Raw genomic sequence first — 15839 nt, forward strand, 5'->3', positions numbered from 1 at the left:
GTATTTCATCACGTTTTTTGTATGAGTGGAAAAGTTAATAAAAAGGTTGTACCGATTCCTTTTTCACTTATAATATCAATTTTTCCATTCATAGCTTGAACAACACTGAATACGACCATCATTCCAAGTCCAGTACCTTTTTCTTTCGTTGAATAAAAGGGCGAACCAAGACGTTTTACTTGTTCTGAATCCATACCGACTCCTGTATCTTTTATATATAACTGAATATGCTTATGATCAGGAACTAATGTGAAATAAAGATCACCGCCTTTTGGCATAGCCTCAATGCAATTTTTTAAAATATTTAATAAACATTGATTTAGTTTTTGCTTTTCTCCAGCGATAAAAAAAGAAGTGCTTTGCTTTATATAATGAGTACGTACATTTGTTAAATTAGCAAGCGGTGTAATTAGCGACAATGCATGTAGTAATTCTTCTTCTAACTGTAATATTTGTTCTTTTTCAATGCTTGGTTTAGCAAAGGTTAAATAATCTGTAAGAACATGATTTGCTTGTTCGATGCCATTAATGGCAATGTCGATATATAATTTTCGTTCCTGCTCAGTGCATGTATCTGATTGTAACAGTTGTAAAAAACCTTTCGTTGAAGTTAATGGATTGCGAATTTCATGAGAGATAGACGCTGCCATTTCACCAATTAAATGAAACTTTTCAGCATTTATAAGTTCATTTTGGAGACGAACTTGAGTTTGTAATATGTGTAGTAAATATAAAATTAGAATCGTACCAAGCATTGAACATAATTCATACACAATAATATGCGGTATATAATCAGTCTTATTTGTAACCTTTGAAAGGAAGAAGGGTATCCAACTAAATCCGTATGTGAGACTGTAGATAATAGCAAGTGTTATTTTTATACGATTAGAAGTTCGATTGAAAAATTTATATGTTAATAATAGAACAATAAATAGAAGAACAGAACCGATAAGAGATGGGAAAACACCTACCCCACCTAATAATAAGCGATATATGTTTAATACAACTAAGATAGAACCACCAGCAATAGGCCCTCCCGTTAATGTACCGACAATTAATACAATATGGCGCATATCAAATTGAAAACCATTATTTGTTTTTGCTGCAAATGTAATACAGAGTACGGTAGCGAGGCAACAGAGTACAATGAATATAGCTGAATTTAATTTAGGAGAGCGTTTCCCTTTTTGATTCCAAAATAAATGATATACGAGCATTGTAATCAGGATGAATAATATATTTAAAAAGAGATAAATAATAAAGGATTTCAGTGGGATGCCTCCTCTCTTCTTATATTAAATTAATCATACTATAAAATGAAAGAAATGAAATAATAAATAGCGGAAAAATCAGAAATTTTTACGCTAGTATACAATATGTTACAATAAGCTATGTCAATGAAAGAAGAAATTCCGTGCACCGCGCGGGAGAGGTTCGCGAACTCCCTCTATAAAAAACTATGGAAACAACAATATCCTTAGGTATTGTTTTGTTTTTTTATTGTGACAGTTCAAGAACGTTCTTTCTTCTTATTTATAGTAGAGAAGGAGAATGAGTGAAATGAAAAAAGAAAAAGCAGTTGTTGTTTTTAGTGGAGGACAAGATAGTACGACATGTTTATTTTGGGCAATAGAGCAGTTTGCAGAGGTAGAAGCTGTAACGTTTAATTACAATCAACGTCATAAGCTAGAAATTGATTGTGCAGCGGAAATTGCAAAAGAACTAGGAATAAAGCATACGGTACTAGATATGAGTCTATTAAATCAACTTGCTCCAAATGCGTTAACGAGAACGGATATGGAGATTACACATGAAGAAGGTGAATTGCCATCGACATTTGTAGATGGACGAAATTTACTCTTCTTATCATTTGCTGCTGTATTAGCAAAACAAGTTGGAGCACGTCATATTGTAACGGGTGTATGTGAAACTGATTTCAGTGGTTATCCAGACTGCCGTGACGTGTTTGTGAAATCGTTAAATGTTACTTTAAATTTATCTATGGATTACCCGTTTGTCATTCACACGCCACTTATGTGGATTGATAAGGCTGAAACATGGAAATTATCAGATGAACTTGGAGCATTTGAGTTTGTTCGAGAAAAAACATTAACATGTTATAACGGAATCATTGGTGATGGTTGCGGTGAATGTCCAGCATGTCAACTTCGTAAAGCAGGATTAGATACGTACCTACAAGAACGCGAAGGAGCGAACAACTAATGGATAACTTTTTTGGATTTCGCATCGTAGAGAATTTGCAAAAAATGGACAAGGATATTCAGCGTAAACAACTCAAATACCATAATAAAAGAGTAATGGTCAGCAAGGAATTTACATTTGATGCAGCACACCATTTACACTGTTATGAAGGGAAATGTAAAAACTTACATGGTCACACATATAAAGTTGTATTTGGAATTAGTGGATATGTAAATGAAATAGGTCTTGCAATTGACTTTGGAGATATAAAAGAAATTTGGAAGAATGAAATAGAAATTTATCTAGATCATCGTTATTTAAACGAAACGTTACCTGCAATGAATACGACTGCTGAAAATATGGTCGTTTGGATTTATGAAAAGATGGCAGAAGCACTAACAAAAGAGAATCGAGTGAACGAATATAAAGGAGCTCGCGTTGAATTTGTTCGTTTATTTGAGACGCCGACTAGTTATGCGGAAGTAAGACGGGAGTGGATGCTTGATGAGTAAAATCCCTGTCTTAGAAATATTCGGTCCGACTATTCAAGGTGAAGGAATGGTTGTAGGGCAAAAGACAATGTTTATCCGTACAGCTGGTTGTGATTATAGCTGTGCTTGGTGTGATTCTGCTTTTACGTGGGATGGATCAGCTAAAGATCAAATTAGACAGATGACACCAGAAGATATTTGGGATGAGCTTGTTGCAATTGGAGGAGAAAATTTTTCTCATGTTACGATTTCAGGTGGAAATCCGGCATTATTGAAAAATATTGAGTTTCTTCTTTCTATATTAAAAGAAAATGGAATGCGAACGGCAATTGAAACGCAAGGGAGTAAATGGCAAGATTGGTTACTTCAAATTGATGAGATAACAATTTCTCCAAAACCACCAAGTTCAACGATGAAAACAGATTTTCAGAGGTTAGATGCTATTATTCAGAAACTAGCAGGAAAAGATATTAGTTTAAAAGTAGTAGTATTCGATGATCATGATTTTGAATATGCAGTTAAGATGCACGAACGTTATCCAAAGGTACCATTTTTCTTACAAGTAGGAAACGATGATACAAAAACAGTGGATGATGCGATGCTTATAAAAAAATTATTAGATAAGTATGAATGGTTGATTGATAAAGCTGTAAATTGTAAAGAGATGAATGATGCAAAAGTATTGCCTCAGCTTCATGCGTTAGTATGGGGAAATAAGCGCGGCGTATAACGAGAAGGGATGTTTAAAATGACAGGAAGATTAGATGAAGATTTAAAAGATGTAACATTACTAGGGAATCAAAATACAAAATATTTATTTGAATATAGCCCAGAAATATTAGAGGTATTTGATAATAATCATCCAAACCGTGATTATTTTGTAAAATTCAATTGTCCTGAATTTACAAGTTTATGCCCGAAAACAGGACAACCAGATTTTGCAACAATTTATATTAGCTATATTCCAGAGCAAAAAATGGTAGAGAGTAAATCTTTAAAGTTGTATTTATTTAGTTTCCGCAATCATGGTGATTTCCATGAAGATTGCATGAACGTTATTATGAACGATTTAATTAAATTAATGGATCCACGTTATATTGAGGTATGGGGGAAATTCACACCACGTGGTGGCATTTCAATTGATCCATACTGCAACTACGGGCGCCCAGGGACGAAGTATGAACAAATGGCTGATTACCGCATGATGAACCACGATCTATATCCGGAAACAATTGATAATCGTTAATAGAAAGAAAGGGCCTGTATAGTATACAGGCCCTTTCTTTCTATTATATTATGCATTTTGATTAATGACAGTATAGTTTTTATGACTTACAACTGTAAGAGGTTCCATATCTAGTTCTCTAAAATTCTTCATAATTGTTATATCAACAATAACAGAGTTTTGATTTACTTTTTGAACACGGCCTTGCATTCCACCTTTAAATTCGATGATATCTCCAGTTTCTGCGATCTGCATAAGCAACTCTCCTTGTTACAGTTTTCCCAAAAAAAGAATAAATTTGGGTTTTTTTATTTCCTCCTATTTTGAACCATATTTCCTACTTTGTAAATGTTTCCAAAGTAAAAATTCGAAAAATATTCACTTTTTGTAAGAAAATATGTAGAAAATCCATGTTTTTTGAAAAAAATAGCAAAAATGCGAGAATCTTTATATCGAGGTATAATGAAAAAGTAGAATAACCTGCTGAAGTGGGAGAAATTAGAGGCGGTAAAATGATGTTTGAATTTGTGGGGAGTGTTATAGCTTTAATTTTATTTTTATTTTCTTATATGCATTTAAAAAAGATTCGTCAATATGATACGAGTACATATTTTGATGGGATGGATGGTATCCATGCTTCGATAACACATGATAGTGGTGGGGAGATGTAAAGGTATATAACTTTATTTTCTTGCGTGGTATGATGTTTAGAACTAGTGCATAATAGAGTTCATAAGTGATGAATGGAGAGTGAAAAGAATGAAGATTTCTTTTATTCGTCATGGTCGCTTAGATTGTACTATAGAACCAATGACGGTTACATCCTTTCATGAATGGATAAAAGGATATGACTTACATACTATAACAGAAAAACAACCTATACCATTGGAAACAAGAGAAGCGGTTGAAGTAGCGAAATTGATTGTAACGAGTGATCAAAAGTGTGCTGTACAGTCAGCAGCTGAATTAATGGATTCTTTATGTTTTATACAAAATTCTCTTTTTAGGGAAGCGGCAGTTCCGGCGAGCTTTTATGCGCCAAAATGGTTGAAGTGTAAACTTAACGTATGGATGTGTATTGGACGAGCATTATGGATACTTGGTTACCATAAAAATGTTGAATCTTATAAGGAAGTAAGAGAGAGGGCAAGGCAAGCAGCTTACGTATTACATCGTTATGCTCTCGTACATGGAAGTATTGCTCTTGTAGGTCATAATTATTTTAATTCGATGATTGGAACGGAGCTGAGGGCAATGGGATGGTCTGGTTCGCCTATTTTGCATAGAAAGCCATGGGGATGTACAACATATACGTTTCACGAGGCGATGGATGGAAATATATTAAATACGAATTTAACATAAAAGCACACGATTTATATAAATCGTGTGCTTTCTTTTTAAGATACAGAAATTTTGACGTTTAATGGTTTTACGAGATGAGCATAAGGTTCGCCTACTAGCATAACAATTTCATCTTTTTTATAACCTAACTTTTCGTATAGTGAATAGGCGCGTGTGTTTTCTAAATTAACAAGTAAAGCGATTTTTTCATGCCCTTTTTCAGTTGCATAGATTTCGGCAGCTTCAATTAATTTAGAACCGATACCTTTTCCGCCGTGTGCACTTGAAACTGATAGTGTATCAATGTAATACTCATCAAGCTCAGCTTCTTTTTCTAACGTAATTGATTCATCTTTATGTAATTCTCTTAAGTGATGTACAATTGGTGCGTCAAGCTGTGTTGCTTCACTACCGTGATAAGCGACAATAACTCCAACTGCACTCTCGTCTTGTTCATAGACAAAACAGTTTTCGTAGCTCAGACGGTTATTTTCTTTTGAGAACCATGTCTCAAGTCCTAGTAATACTTCTGCTTCATCTGTGCTACCTGTGATTTTTTCAGCAATTTCATGCAGAGCATTATACAATAAAGGAGCTATTGCCATTGCATCTGTCTTTTTTGCTTTCCGAATCATAGTATCCCTCCTAGTTCTATTTGTATATTGTAGCATAGTGGTATGGAACTTTGCATAATTGAATGCCGAAATGTTTGATATAGAGAAGTAGCTATGTTAGTATATGATATTTAGTGGACATATAGTAAAACGATATTGTTTGCGAAATAACGAAAATAAAATCATGACATAACAACGAGATAAAGTGAAACGTTAATCAGTAAGATTTTTTGTTCATTCCACGACTGATTAGTAGTCAACACCAATCGCACTACCTGCAAATAGCGGGATAAATTTACAGTTGTTGACCTATAGAATATACGATAAAATAAAATATTGCAGAGAGGTGAAATACATGGATAAAGAATTAGCAAATACAATTTTAGATCAGCTAAAAAATGGTGAAATAAAGGAGTATGTTGTTACGAAAGATGTATTTTATACGTTCAGAGAAGTTGTTGTAAATAGAGAAGACTTTAAGCATTTCATTGGTAACGCACAGCGAGGCGGGCAAGTGATTTATACATATTCAGAAACGCCACGTTCATAAAGAGGAATTTTGATCAGCAGGGCATCTCTCACTGATTAGTAGCCTTTCACCAATCGGACGTTTAATGCGGGATAAATAAAAGATAAAGGAGAGGGGAATTATGGGCGATTTTAAACAAGGCATTTTACCACATTGGGATTATATGTGGAAAGATAGAGCCGGCAATCGATTTATGGGAATGGTTATGTATCCAGAGAAACGAAAATGTTCAGCAAAAATGCTTCAGAAAATAAAAAGAGCATATGAAGAAGCAGTAGAAATTAAAGTAACTGTACAAGTTCGACATACATATCAGTACGTAGAAGGAATGATTGTATACTTTGATGAAGAGGCTCCGGTATGTACAATGATTGATAAAGATGAAAATCCGCATCATATATTTGTAAAAGATATTTTGCGCATTGAGCACTCTGAATAAACTTTTCATAAATAAATTGAAGTTCCATAATAATAATCTTTTTCTATAATAGTTATCTTTTAGTATGTAACGAGAAACGAAAGTATATGTATAATATATTTAATAAGGTAAATTTGATAAATGTAATCGTTTTTTAGAGCAGATTATAGTTTCATATCTGTTCTTTTTTGCGTGATGCTGGAGAAATATATTTCTTCAGCATCTACCGTTTTATGACAAAATATATTGTTAACTTTTTTAAAAATAAGGTTAAATTCGTTGACAACTTTTTTGAAAAGCACTTTATTGACATGAGTTTTAGAATGTTGTTTCATAGTCATTGTATTGAAAAAAAACGGCTATCATGTCGAAAAGTAAAAGTTAAAAAAAGAAAGAATTTATACATATATCTTGTGTCTTATTTTGAAACGTAATACAATATATAGAGAAATCAAGAACAACATATAGAGAATATAGATTTGAGAGGGAGGGTCGGAAATGTTAGTTGCATATGATTCTATGACAGGAAACGTGAAGCGTTTCATTCACAAATTAAATATGCCGGCCGTTCAAATTGATGAAGATCTAGTAATAGATGAAGACTTTATTCTTATTACGTATACAACAGGTTTTGGCAATGTACCAGAACGTGTTTTAGACTTTTTAGAGCGCAATAATGAAAAATTAAAAGGCGTATCTGCAAGCGGCAATCGTAACTGGGGAGACATGTTCGGTGCAAGTGCTGACAAGATTTCTACTAAATATGAAGTGCCTATTGTATCAAAATTTGAGTTATCTGGAACAAATAACGATGTAGAATATTTTAAGGAAAGGGTGCGGGAGATTGCGACACATTGAACTGAATAATGAAATCACGCAAATGCAGGACGGTTTTTATCAGCTTCATAAAGATAAAGAGGCATTAGAAGTCTTTATGGAAGAAGCTAGAGAGAATACCGTTCCTTTTAATAGCGTGGCAGAGCGAATGGAGTATATGAAAGAACATGATTACTATTACAACGTTCTGGACGAGTATAGCTTGGAGGAAGTAGAGGAAGTATATAACATCGCTTATGGTGAAAACTTCGAGTTCCAATCTTATATGGCAGCATCTAAGTTCTACAAAGATTATGCGTTAAAAACGAATGATCAAAAACAATACTTAGAAAGCTATGAAGATCGTGTAGCAATTGTTTCATTATACTTAGGACGCGGTGATGTTTCGAAGGCAAGACAATTCGCAAGCATGATTGTAAAACAAAACTACCAACCAGCGACACCAACCTTTTTAAATGCGGGAAGAAGCAGAAGAGGAGAAATGGTGTCTTGTTTCTTGTTAGAGATGGACGATAGCTTAAATTCGATCGGCTTTAACATTAATACTGCGATGCAATTATCGAAAATCGGCGGGGGAGTAGCTTTAAACTTATCTAAGCTACGCGCACGCGGTGAGCAAATTAAAGGTATCGACAACGCTGCAAGTGGCGTAGTACCTGTTATGAAATTGCTTGAAGATTCGTTTTCATATGCGAATCAGCTTGGCCAACGAAAAGGTGCCGGTGCAGTATATTTAAACATTTTCCATTGGGATATTATTGAATTCCTGGATTAATTGGTAGTCCCTCTACACAGTAATGTGTATGAGAAAACCTTGTGAACCTAACCAATAGGGTGTCGCATTAGCGGCTAACGGTATCAGTTGAATAAGGGGTAAAAGAAAAAGAACCCGCGAAGAAGCTGACTAAGAGAGCCTACGGTCCATGCAAGTGGATAGCAGGTAATACCGTGCCAAGCTTGAAAGAAATATTACTTGGGTGAAGTGGAATCTTATATTCACCGGAGGCGAGATTCCATGAACTGTGGAATTTATTTGATAATTAATAAGGAAAACAGGAAGTTTTATATTGGTAGTTCTAATAATTTTAAAGTACGATTTAAAACTCATAGAAATCAATTGAATGCTAATCGGCATCATAGTAAACATTTACAAGCAGCCTGGAATTTATATGGTGAGAATAAATTTGAGTTTAAAGGGATAATTGAATTACCAGATGATAAGGACATTCTTCATAAGATAGAGCAAAGTTTATTAAGTCAATATTATGGGAAACAGTATTGCTACAACGGACATCCTATCGCTAGAGGTGGGGCGTTGAGTGGGGAAAAGAACCATATGTATGGGAAAACCCACTCAAAGGAAGTAAAAAAGTTTCTTTCTGAAATTAATACTGGGCCTAATAATTATTGGTATGATAAACCTCAACATATGGAGAATATGAGATCTAAGATTACTAAACGATTTCATGGTAGAAAACATACTGATGAAACAAAAGAAAAAATGTCTAGATTTCGTAAAGGTAAAAAGCATACAAAAGAAACATGTATGAAGATAAGTAAAGCTCAAAAAAATCAATATAATTCAGGTAGAGAAAAACAAAAAAAGCCAATTGTTATAAATGACATTTACTATGAGTCTTTAGCAGAAGCCGGACGAGTGTTTAATGTACCTGCTAATACGATAAAATATAGAGTACTATCCAATAACTTTCCTAATTATCAATACTTTCAAGAAGGTGTAGAGACTATCGAACGCGCGTCATTAGACGAAAGCTAGTAGAGTAGGCTGGAAATAGGTACCAGTCGAAGTGCAAGGCAACCAGTTACAGGTTGATGATATAGTCCAACCTTCATAGAAATATGAAGACGAGTTGACCAAAAAAATAAATGCCGATGAGAAGAGCCGTATTCAGTCTCTATCAATCGGAATTATCGTTCCAAGTAAGTTCTTTGAGCTTGCTGAGAAAAACGAACCTTTCCATGTTTTCGCGCCTTACACGGTGTATAAAGAATACGGAAAGCATTTAGATGACATTGATATCGATGAAATGTACGATGAATTAATGAGCAATCCGAAAGTGAAGAAGAAGCCACTAGATATTAGTGCACGTGATATGCTTATTAAAATCGCTATGATTCAGCTTGAGTCTGGTTACCCATACTTAATGTTTAAATCAAATGCAAATAATCAACATCCATTGAAGGATATTGGAACTGTGAAGATGTCGAACTTATGTACAGAAATCTTCCAGCTTCAAGAAACTTCAGAAATAAATGATTACGGTACAGATGACATTATCCGTCGTGATATTAACTGTAACTTAGGATCGTTAAATATCGTAAACGTAATGGAAAATAAAGAAATTCGTGAAGCAGTTCATGCGGGAATGGAAGCTTTAACAGCTGTTTCTGATATGACGATTATTCCGAATGCACCAACTGTGAAAAAAGCAAATGACGAGCTTCATTCAGTTGGACTTGGAGCAATGAACTTACACGGATATTTAGCAAAAAATAAAATCGCTTATGAAAGTGCAGAAGCGAAAGAATTCGCTCGTACATTCTTTATGATGTTAAATTACTACTCTATTGAGAAAAGTATGGAAATCGCTACAGAAAAAGGCGAGACATTTAAGGACTTCGATAAATCTGATTATGCGAATGGCACATACTTCGAAAAGTATGAAACGACAGATTACAGCCCAGTAACTGAAAAAGTTCAGCAACTATTTGAAGGAATTCATATTCCAACAAAAGAAGATTGGACAAGTTTAAAAGAGCAAGTGCAGAAGAATGGTTTATACAACTCATATCGTCTTGCCATTGCTCCAACACAATCAATCAGTTACGTTCAAAATGCAACTTCAAGCGTAATGCCGATCGTAAGTCAAATCGAATCAAGAACATATGCGAATGCGACAACATATTATCCAATGCCGTATTTATCAAAAGATACGTTCTGGTACTATAAATCTTCTTACGATATGAATCAGTTTAAATTAATTGATTTAATCGCAGAAATTCAAGAACATATTGACCAAGGAATTAGTACAATTCTTTACGTTAATAGTGATATTTCAACACGTGAATTAGCACGTTACTACATCTATGCACATAAAAAAGGCTTAAAGAGTCTGTATTATACGAGAACACGTAAATTAAGCGTGGAAGAGTGTGTGGCTTGTACCGTTTAATATAAAAAGTGAGACATGATGAGCAGGGTTTTCTGAACCCTGCTCATGCTTAGTTATCATATTTAGAGAAGGGGCGATTTAATGCGTGCGGTAAACTGGAACAAAAAAGAAGATGATTTTAGTTTAATGTTTTGGAAGCAAAACATCGCTCAGTTTTGGACAGAAGAAGAAATTGCGGTTTCGTCTGACAAAAATACTTGGGTGCAATTATCGAAAGAAGAGCAAATTGCTTATAAGCGTGTATTAGGTGGTTTAACACTTTTAGATACGAAACAAGGTGGCGAAGGAATGCCACTTGTACTGGTTCATCTTGAAAATTTACAAGCGAAAAGTGTATTAGCTTTCATGGGAGCTATGGAAGAAGTACATGCGAAAAGTTATAGTCACATTTTCACAACATTAGCTACAGAAGAAGAGATTGATGATATTTTTGACTGGGTAGACAATCATCCGTTACTTGAGAAAAAAGCTGGTATTATTACTAGTTACTATCGTCGTTTATTAAAGCCTGAAGTAACAAAAAAAGAGTTATACATGGCAATGGTAGCAAGTGTGTTCTTAGAAAGTTACTTATTCTATAGCGGATTCTTCTATCCACTTTACTTAGCTGGTCAAGGAAAACTAACAGCAAGTGGTGAGATTATCAACTTGATAATTCGTGATGAGTCAATTCACGGCGTATTCGTCGGTATTTTAGCACAACAAATCTTCGCAGAACTTTCTGCAGAAGAGCAACAAGAAGTGCAAAAAGAAACACAAGAGTTATTAATGGAACTATATGAAATTGAAATGGCCTATACAGAAGAAATTTACACTTCTATCGGTCTTGTAGAAGATGTAAATCGTTTCGTTCGTTACAATGCGAATAAAGGGCTTATGAACTTAGGACTTGAGCCGAAGTTTGAAGAAGAAGAAATTAACCCAATCGTTTTAAATGGTTTACGTACAGATACGAAAAACCATGATTTCTTCTCTGTAAAAGGAAATGGTTACGTAAAAGCAACGAACGTTGAAAAGTTAGCTGACGATGACTTCGTGTTTAACTTTTAATATAGGATTATAAAGAAAAACTGTCTTATTCATTGATAAGACAGTTTTTCTTTATAATTTTGTTTACATAACACTATTATTTTTGTATAGCGATTTATATTTGGGAAGTTCTATTCGTTTAACGGATAGAACTTTTTTGTAATTAAATGGGTATTTACAAACTTTTTGTATCGGTGTATTATTTAACTAGTACACTGATACAAAAGGAGGGAAGAAATGAAAATAGAGTTTTCTCCAAATACACCAATTTACATTCAGGTAATGGAATACATAAAAAAAGAGATCGTAACAGGACATTTATTACCTGGTGATAAAATTCCCTCTGTCCGTGAATTAGCGAGTGAATTACAAGTGAATCCAAATACGATTCAGCGTACATTTCAAGAGCTAGAACGGGATGGAGTTGTTGTCACACGTAGAGGAATGGGACGGTATGTAACGAATGAAGGGGAGAAAATTATGGAGCTGCGAAAAGAGATGGCGAAAGAATTACTTCATTCTTTTATAGATGGAATGGACAATTTAGGTTTTTCAGAAGAAGAAATTCTTACAATTCTTCGTTCTTCATTACATGATAAGAGGGAGGAGAGCCAATGACAGAGCTATTGAAAATAGAAAACTTATGGAAGAGATACGGATTAAAAGCAGTGATCCGTGAATTAAACATAGAGATTACGGAAGGGAAAATCGTTGGGCTTGTTGGAGATAACGGGAGCGGGAAAACGACGTTATTGAAAATGATTGCAGGCTTGCAACACCCTTCTGAAGGTAGTATTACAATAGACGGTAAAAAGGTAGGGTTACAGACGAAAGAAATTGTTTCATTTATGTCCGATAAGCCAATCTTTGATGATTGGATGACTGTAAAAGACGCTTTATTTTTCTACCGAGATTTTTATAAAGACTTCGATATTCAAAAAGCGGTAGATACGATTGCAGAATTTAAAATACCGTTAGAAGAAAAAATTACAGCATTGTCAAAAGGTATGGTTGAGAAGCTGCAGATTATTTTAACGTTTTCTCGAAAAGCGAAGCTATATGTACTGGATGAGCCATTGGGCGGGATTGATCTTGTTTCTAGAGAACATGTACTTGAGTTAATACTTAAATTTTATCGTGAAGATTGTACGCTACTTATATCGACTCATTTAATAAGAGAAATCGAAAATATATTCGATGAAGTAATCTTTTTGAAAGATGGAGAAATAATATTGCATGAAAATGTGGAAGAACTACGATTTCAAAAGGGTAAAGCAGTACATGAGCTGTTTAAGGAGGCCTATGAGAAATGAGTCAGCTTTTTCTTTATCTATATAATTGTAATAAGAGAAAGATAGCCATTATTTACTTTGGTTTTATTACAGTTTCATTAATTCTTTTATTTAATATGAAAGGAGTTTCAGGAGTTAGAATTTCAGGTAGGCAAGATATAATTATTATTATATTCTTTATCGTACTAGGTATAAATGGATTTGCAATTCTTTTAACAGGTATATCGTCTTTTCGGAAAATGTTAAAAAACTCTATGCTACGTTATACTTCTATTTCAGCAAAAAAGTATATATGTGCAAATAGTTTATTCTGTGTACTACTCTTTATGATTTTGCTAGGAATAGGAATCATTTTTCTATACTATTTTTCTTTAAATATTTACAATGGAAAAACTAATTTAGGTATTCAGCAAGCAATACACAGTTTATATAATTATGGAATATTACATCATATGTTATCTATTTTCTTATGGGGACTAGATTTTCTTAATATGCTAGTTTCTATTTATTTCATTATAGTAATTGTAAAACTATTAAATGTGAAATCATCTATGAATAAAGTTGCTTGTTTAGTTTTATTCGTCATTTTTACCGCATTTAATGGAGGAATAACGTATATTTTTCAGCAAATAGAAAAGTATGTGTTTGCTATAAATAATATTGGATTTATAGATCAAAATGGTTTTTTAAATACATCATTTTATTCTGGTACAGAGGTTACAATTTTAAATCTATTTTTTAATTGTTTATTAACAATTATATTACTAGTAGTTACAGGTCACATAGTCGATAAAAAACTAGAAGTCTAAAGGAGGAATCAGCATTGGGAAACGTAGTAGTAAAGTTAGAGAATGTTCGAAAAAAGATTGGTGGAACGGAAATTATTCGTGGTTTATCATTTGAGGTTCGTGAAGGAGAAGTATACGGATTCCTTGGACCGAACGGTAGCGGTAAGACGACGACAATCCGTATGATGACAGGTCTTATTTCAATGACAGAGGGCGATATTACAATTTGTGGACATAGTATTCGCTCGGAGCGTGAAAAGGCACTAGAGCAAATTGGAGCGATTGTAGAAAATCCTGAACTATATGATTATATGACAGGAATGCAAAACTTAAAGCATTTTGCGAACATGGCCATTACACCAATTAGTAAAGAGCGCATTGCTGAGATTGTAAAGCTTGTTGAGTTAGAGCATGCGATTCATAAAAAGGTGAAAACATATTCACTTGGTATGAAACAACGTTTAGGAATTGCACAGGCATTACTGCATCAGCCGAAAATCTTAATTTTAGATGAACCGACAAATGGATTAGATCCAGCTGGTATTCGCCAAATTCGTGATTATTTACAACGTTTAGCGAAAGAAGAGAATATTGCTGTAATCGTATCAAGTCACTTATTGAGTGAAATTGAATTAATGTGTGATCGCGTCGTTATTATTAAACAAGGTGAGTTTGTACAAGAGTACAACTTACATGAAAAAGTGAAACATGATGAGGCAGTCGTTGTAGCGTTTGAAGTAGATGAAGTTCAGAAAGCAAATGAAATCATTAAAGGTAAAGCAAAAGGGAATGTAATTGTAGCATCTGTAACAAAAGACAACATTCCGCAACTTGTAAAAAAACTTGTTCATGCTGATGTGCTTGTATACGGAGTTACTGTTCAAAATAAAACGTTAGAGGATGAGTTCTTAGCGATTACTGGGGGAGTGAAAGCGTAATGTTTAAATTAATTCAAAATGAATTTTTAAAGTTGCATGCGAAAAAAGGTATGTATATTTTAATGGGTGTCATTGCGGCACTCGAAATTTTAGGTACTTTAGCAATGTTGAAGTGGGGAAAAGGTGATGAGTTTAAGGGATCATATTTAGATTATGCAAACTCAGAGATTGGCTTAATTGTTTTACTTACAACGATTTTTGGGATTACACTTGCTGCCCGTACTCTTACTGATGAGTTCCAAAAAGGTACAATTAAACAATTGTTAATCCGTCCAAGAAAAAGACTTGCAGTTTTATTTTCTAAATATATTACAGTGTTATTAGCAATGTTATTTATCGTATTAGCTGGTATGCTAATTGCAATGATTATTGGCGGTATTGTAATGGATGGTAGTAAAACAGAATTAACATTAGGAATCGTTATGAAGTCCACTTTATATCAACTACTTTCACCGTTCTTTTTTGCAACACTTGCATTTTTCCTAGCAAATGTCTTTAGAAAATCTGTATTACCATTAATTATTACGATGTTCCTATTCTTCTTACAAGGTGCAATTAATATGGTATTAATAATGTTTGCAAAAGGTGTAGCGAAGTTTGTAGTATTCAACCATTTGGATTTAAGAGCTTACGATAGTAATAAATTAATCAATGGTGGAATGGAACCAACATTTACAGAATTTACGTTTACAACTTCATTATTACTTGTAGCTGCATACTTTGTTGTGTTACTTGTAGCATCAAGTGCATTATTCCAAAAACGTGACGTATTATAATAAAAGAAATCCCCGCTTGTAAAAACGGGGATTTTTATTACATAAATTTCACTTGGATTGCAACTTGAAGAACAGCGATATGGTATTTTAAGAGCTATGTTGTTTGAAAGTAATTGAGAAAAATAGGAAGAGTTTCAACTATATTCATATTATAATGTAGTTATC

At 33.9% G+C, this 15839-nt stretch carries 19 protein-coding genes, 2 pseudogenes and 1 riboswitch; of the genes and pseudogenes, 18 read left to right on the plus strand and 3 right to left on the minus strand.

Annotated features, from left to right (window positions below; translation table 11 throughout):
• Positions 1 to 8: 8 nt before the first annotated feature.
• Positions 9 to 1217 (minus strand): sporulation sensor histidine kinase KinB, encoded by a 1209-nt coding sequence (gene kinB / locus ACTFN4_RS07680; protein ID WP_000964154.1) that lies wholly within the window; start codon positions 1215 to 1217, stop codon positions 9 to 11.
• A 206-nt stretch (positions 1218 to 1423) separates the two neighbouring features.
• Positions 1424 to 1467: riboswitch (PreQ1 riboswitch) on the plus strand.
• 93 nt (positions 1468 to 1560) lie between these two features.
• Between kinB and queC the strand changes: the two genes are divergently transcribed.
• From queC to queF, 4 genes are read left to right on the plus strand one after another with little or no spacing between them, the layout of a single operon-like run.
• A complete protein-coding gene (gene queC / locus ACTFN4_RS07685; protein ID WP_000711595.1) occupies positions 1561 to 2223 on the plus strand; it encodes a 7-cyano-7-deazaguanine synthase QueC in 663 nt (220 codons plus the stop codon).
• Positions 2223 to 2714 (plus strand): 6-carboxytetrahydropterin synthase QueD, encoded by a 492-nt coding sequence (gene queD, locus ACTFN4_RS07690; protein WP_000368414.1) that lies wholly within the window; start codon positions 2223 to 2225, stop codon positions 2712 to 2714. Before queC ends, queD begins: the two co-directional genes overlap by 1 nt.
• Positions 2707 to 3423, plus strand: a complete 717-nt coding sequence (gene queE, locus ACTFN4_RS07695; protein WP_000036294.1) for a 7-carboxy-7-deazaguanine synthase QueE — start codon at positions 2707 to 2709, stop codon at positions 3421 to 3423. The genes queD and queE overlap by 8 nt, the downstream gene beginning before the upstream one ends.
• Before the next feature lie 18 nt (positions 3424 to 3441).
• Positions 3442 to 3939: a preQ(1) synthase gene (queF, locus tag ACTFN4_RS07700; protein ID WP_001986050.1), complete on the plus strand. Its 498-nt coding sequence runs from the start codon at positions 3442 to 3444 to the stop codon at positions 3937 to 3939.
• Between the two features lie 48 nt (positions 3940 to 3987).
• On the opposite strand, the gene ACTFN4_RS07705 is transcribed toward queF, so the two are convergent.
• On the minus strand, positions 3988 to 4173 hold the full coding sequence (locus ACTFN4_RS07705) for a YkvS family protein (RefSeq protein WP_001165082.1): 186 nt from the start codon (positions 4171 to 4173) through the stop codon (positions 3988 to 3990).
• Positions 4174 to 4433: 260 nt separating this feature from the next.
• On the opposite strand from ACTFN4_RS07705, the gene ACTFN4_RS07710 reads away from it, so the two are divergent.
• Together ACTFN4_RS07710 and ACTFN4_RS07715 are read left to right on the plus strand one after the other, a co-directional pair.
• A complete protein-coding gene (locus ACTFN4_RS07710; RefSeq protein ID WP_000461432.1) occupies positions 4434 to 4589 on the plus strand; it encodes a hypothetical protein in 156 nt (51 codons plus the stop codon).
• 88 nt (positions 4590 to 4677) lie between these two features.
• On the plus strand, positions 4678 to 5280 hold the full coding sequence (locus ACTFN4_RS07715; RefSeq protein WP_000703101.1) for a hypothetical protein: 603 nt from the start codon (positions 4678 to 4680) through the stop codon (positions 5278 to 5280).
• A gap of 35 nt (positions 5281 to 5315) precedes the next feature.
• Here the strand turns inward: ACTFN4_RS07715 and ACTFN4_RS07720 are convergent, their stop codons facing one another.
• The gene (locus ACTFN4_RS07720; protein ID WP_000619542.1) at positions 5316 to 5894 is read right to left on the minus strand and encodes a GNAT family N-acetyltransferase; all 579 of its coding nucleotides are present in this window, start codon (positions 5892 to 5894) and stop codon (positions 5316 to 5318) included.
• Between the two features lie 334 nt (positions 5895 to 6228).
• Here ACTFN4_RS07720 and ACTFN4_RS07725 point away from each other — a divergent pair, with 334 nt between their 5' ends.
• The 12 genes and pseudogenes from ACTFN4_RS07725 to ACTFN4_RS07780 all read left to right on the plus strand — a co-directional run bounded on the left by ACTFN4_RS07725 (position 6229) and on the right by ACTFN4_RS07780 (position 15674).
• Positions 6229 to 6423 carry a hypothetical protein gene (locus ACTFN4_RS07725; RefSeq protein WP_000356684.1) on the plus strand — a complete coding sequence of 65 codons (195 nt, stop codon included), beginning with the start codon at positions 6229 to 6231 and terminating at the stop codon, positions 6421 to 6423.
• A gap of 100 nt (positions 6424 to 6523) precedes the next feature.
• Entirely contained in the window at positions 6524 to 6841 is a 318-nt protein-coding gene (locus ACTFN4_RS07730; RefSeq protein WP_000502205.1) for a hypothetical protein, read from the plus strand.
• A gap of 477 nt (positions 6842 to 7318) precedes the next feature.
• Positions 7319 to 7678 carry a class Ib ribonucleoside-diphosphate reductase assembly flavoprotein NrdI gene (nrdI, locus tag ACTFN4_RS07735; protein WP_000959447.1) on the plus strand — a complete coding sequence of 120 codons (360 nt, stop codon included), beginning with the start codon at positions 7319 to 7321 and terminating at the stop codon, positions 7676 to 7678.
• A pseudogene (locus ACTFN4_RS07740) lies at positions 7665 to 8429 on the plus strand (ribonucleotide reductase N-terminal alpha domain-containing protein); the annotation flags it as partial. The gene nrdI and the pseudogene ACTFN4_RS07740, both read left to right, overlap by 14 nt.
• A 243-nt stretch (positions 8430 to 8672) precedes the next feature.
• Positions 8673 to 9434: a group I intron GIY-YIG endonuclease gene (locus ACTFN4_RS07745; protein ID WP_439962203.1), complete on the plus strand. Its 762-nt coding sequence runs from the start codon at positions 8673 to 8675 to the stop codon at positions 9432 to 9434.
• A gap of 97 nt (positions 9435 to 9531) precedes the next feature.
• Positions 9532 to 10851: pseudogene (locus ACTFN4_RS07750) on the plus strand (ribonucleoside-diphosphate reductase subunit alpha); the annotation flags it as partial.
• 81 nt (positions 10852 to 10932) lie between these two features.
• The gene (nrdF, locus tag ACTFN4_RS07755) at positions 10933 to 11901 is read left to right on the plus strand and encodes a class 1b ribonucleoside-diphosphate reductase subunit beta (protein WP_001203029.1); all 969 of its coding nucleotides are present in this window, start codon (positions 10933 to 10935) and stop codon (positions 11899 to 11901) included.
• 216 nt (positions 11902 to 12117) lie between these two features.
• Positions 12118 to 12498: a GntR family transcriptional regulator gene (locus ACTFN4_RS07760; protein WP_000687512.1), complete on the plus strand. Its 381-nt coding sequence runs from the start codon at positions 12118 to 12120 to the stop codon at positions 12496 to 12498.
• Positions 12495 to 13193 (plus strand): ABC transporter ATP-binding protein, encoded by a 699-nt coding sequence (locus tag ACTFN4_RS07765; RefSeq protein WP_000137738.1) that lies wholly within the window; start codon positions 12495 to 12497, stop codon positions 13191 to 13193. The genes ACTFN4_RS07760 and ACTFN4_RS07765 overlap by 4 nt, the downstream gene beginning before the upstream one ends.
• Positions 13190 to 13981 (plus strand): ABC transporter permease, encoded by a 792-nt coding sequence (locus ACTFN4_RS07770; protein WP_000080432.1) that lies wholly within the window; start codon positions 13190 to 13192, stop codon positions 13979 to 13981. Before ACTFN4_RS07765 ends, ACTFN4_RS07770 begins: the two co-directional genes overlap by 4 nt.
• Positions 13982 to 13995: 14 nt before the next feature.
• On the plus strand, positions 13996 to 14898 hold the full coding sequence (locus tag ACTFN4_RS07775; RefSeq protein ID WP_000528788.1) for an ABC transporter ATP-binding protein: 903 nt from the start codon (positions 13996 to 13998) through the stop codon (positions 14896 to 14898).
• Entirely contained in the window at positions 14898 to 15674 is a 777-nt protein-coding gene (locus tag ACTFN4_RS07780; protein WP_439962204.1) for an ABC transporter permease, read from the plus strand. Before ACTFN4_RS07775 ends, ACTFN4_RS07780 begins: the two co-directional genes overlap by 1 nt.
• Positions 15675 to 15839 lie beyond the last annotated feature (165 nt).

It is taken from the genome of Bacillus cereus group sp. MYBK95-2 (genome assembly GCF_051915225.1).
Taxonomy (GTDB): domain Bacteria; phylum Bacillota; class Bacilli; order Bacillales; family Bacillaceae_G; genus Bacillus_A; species Bacillus_A cereus.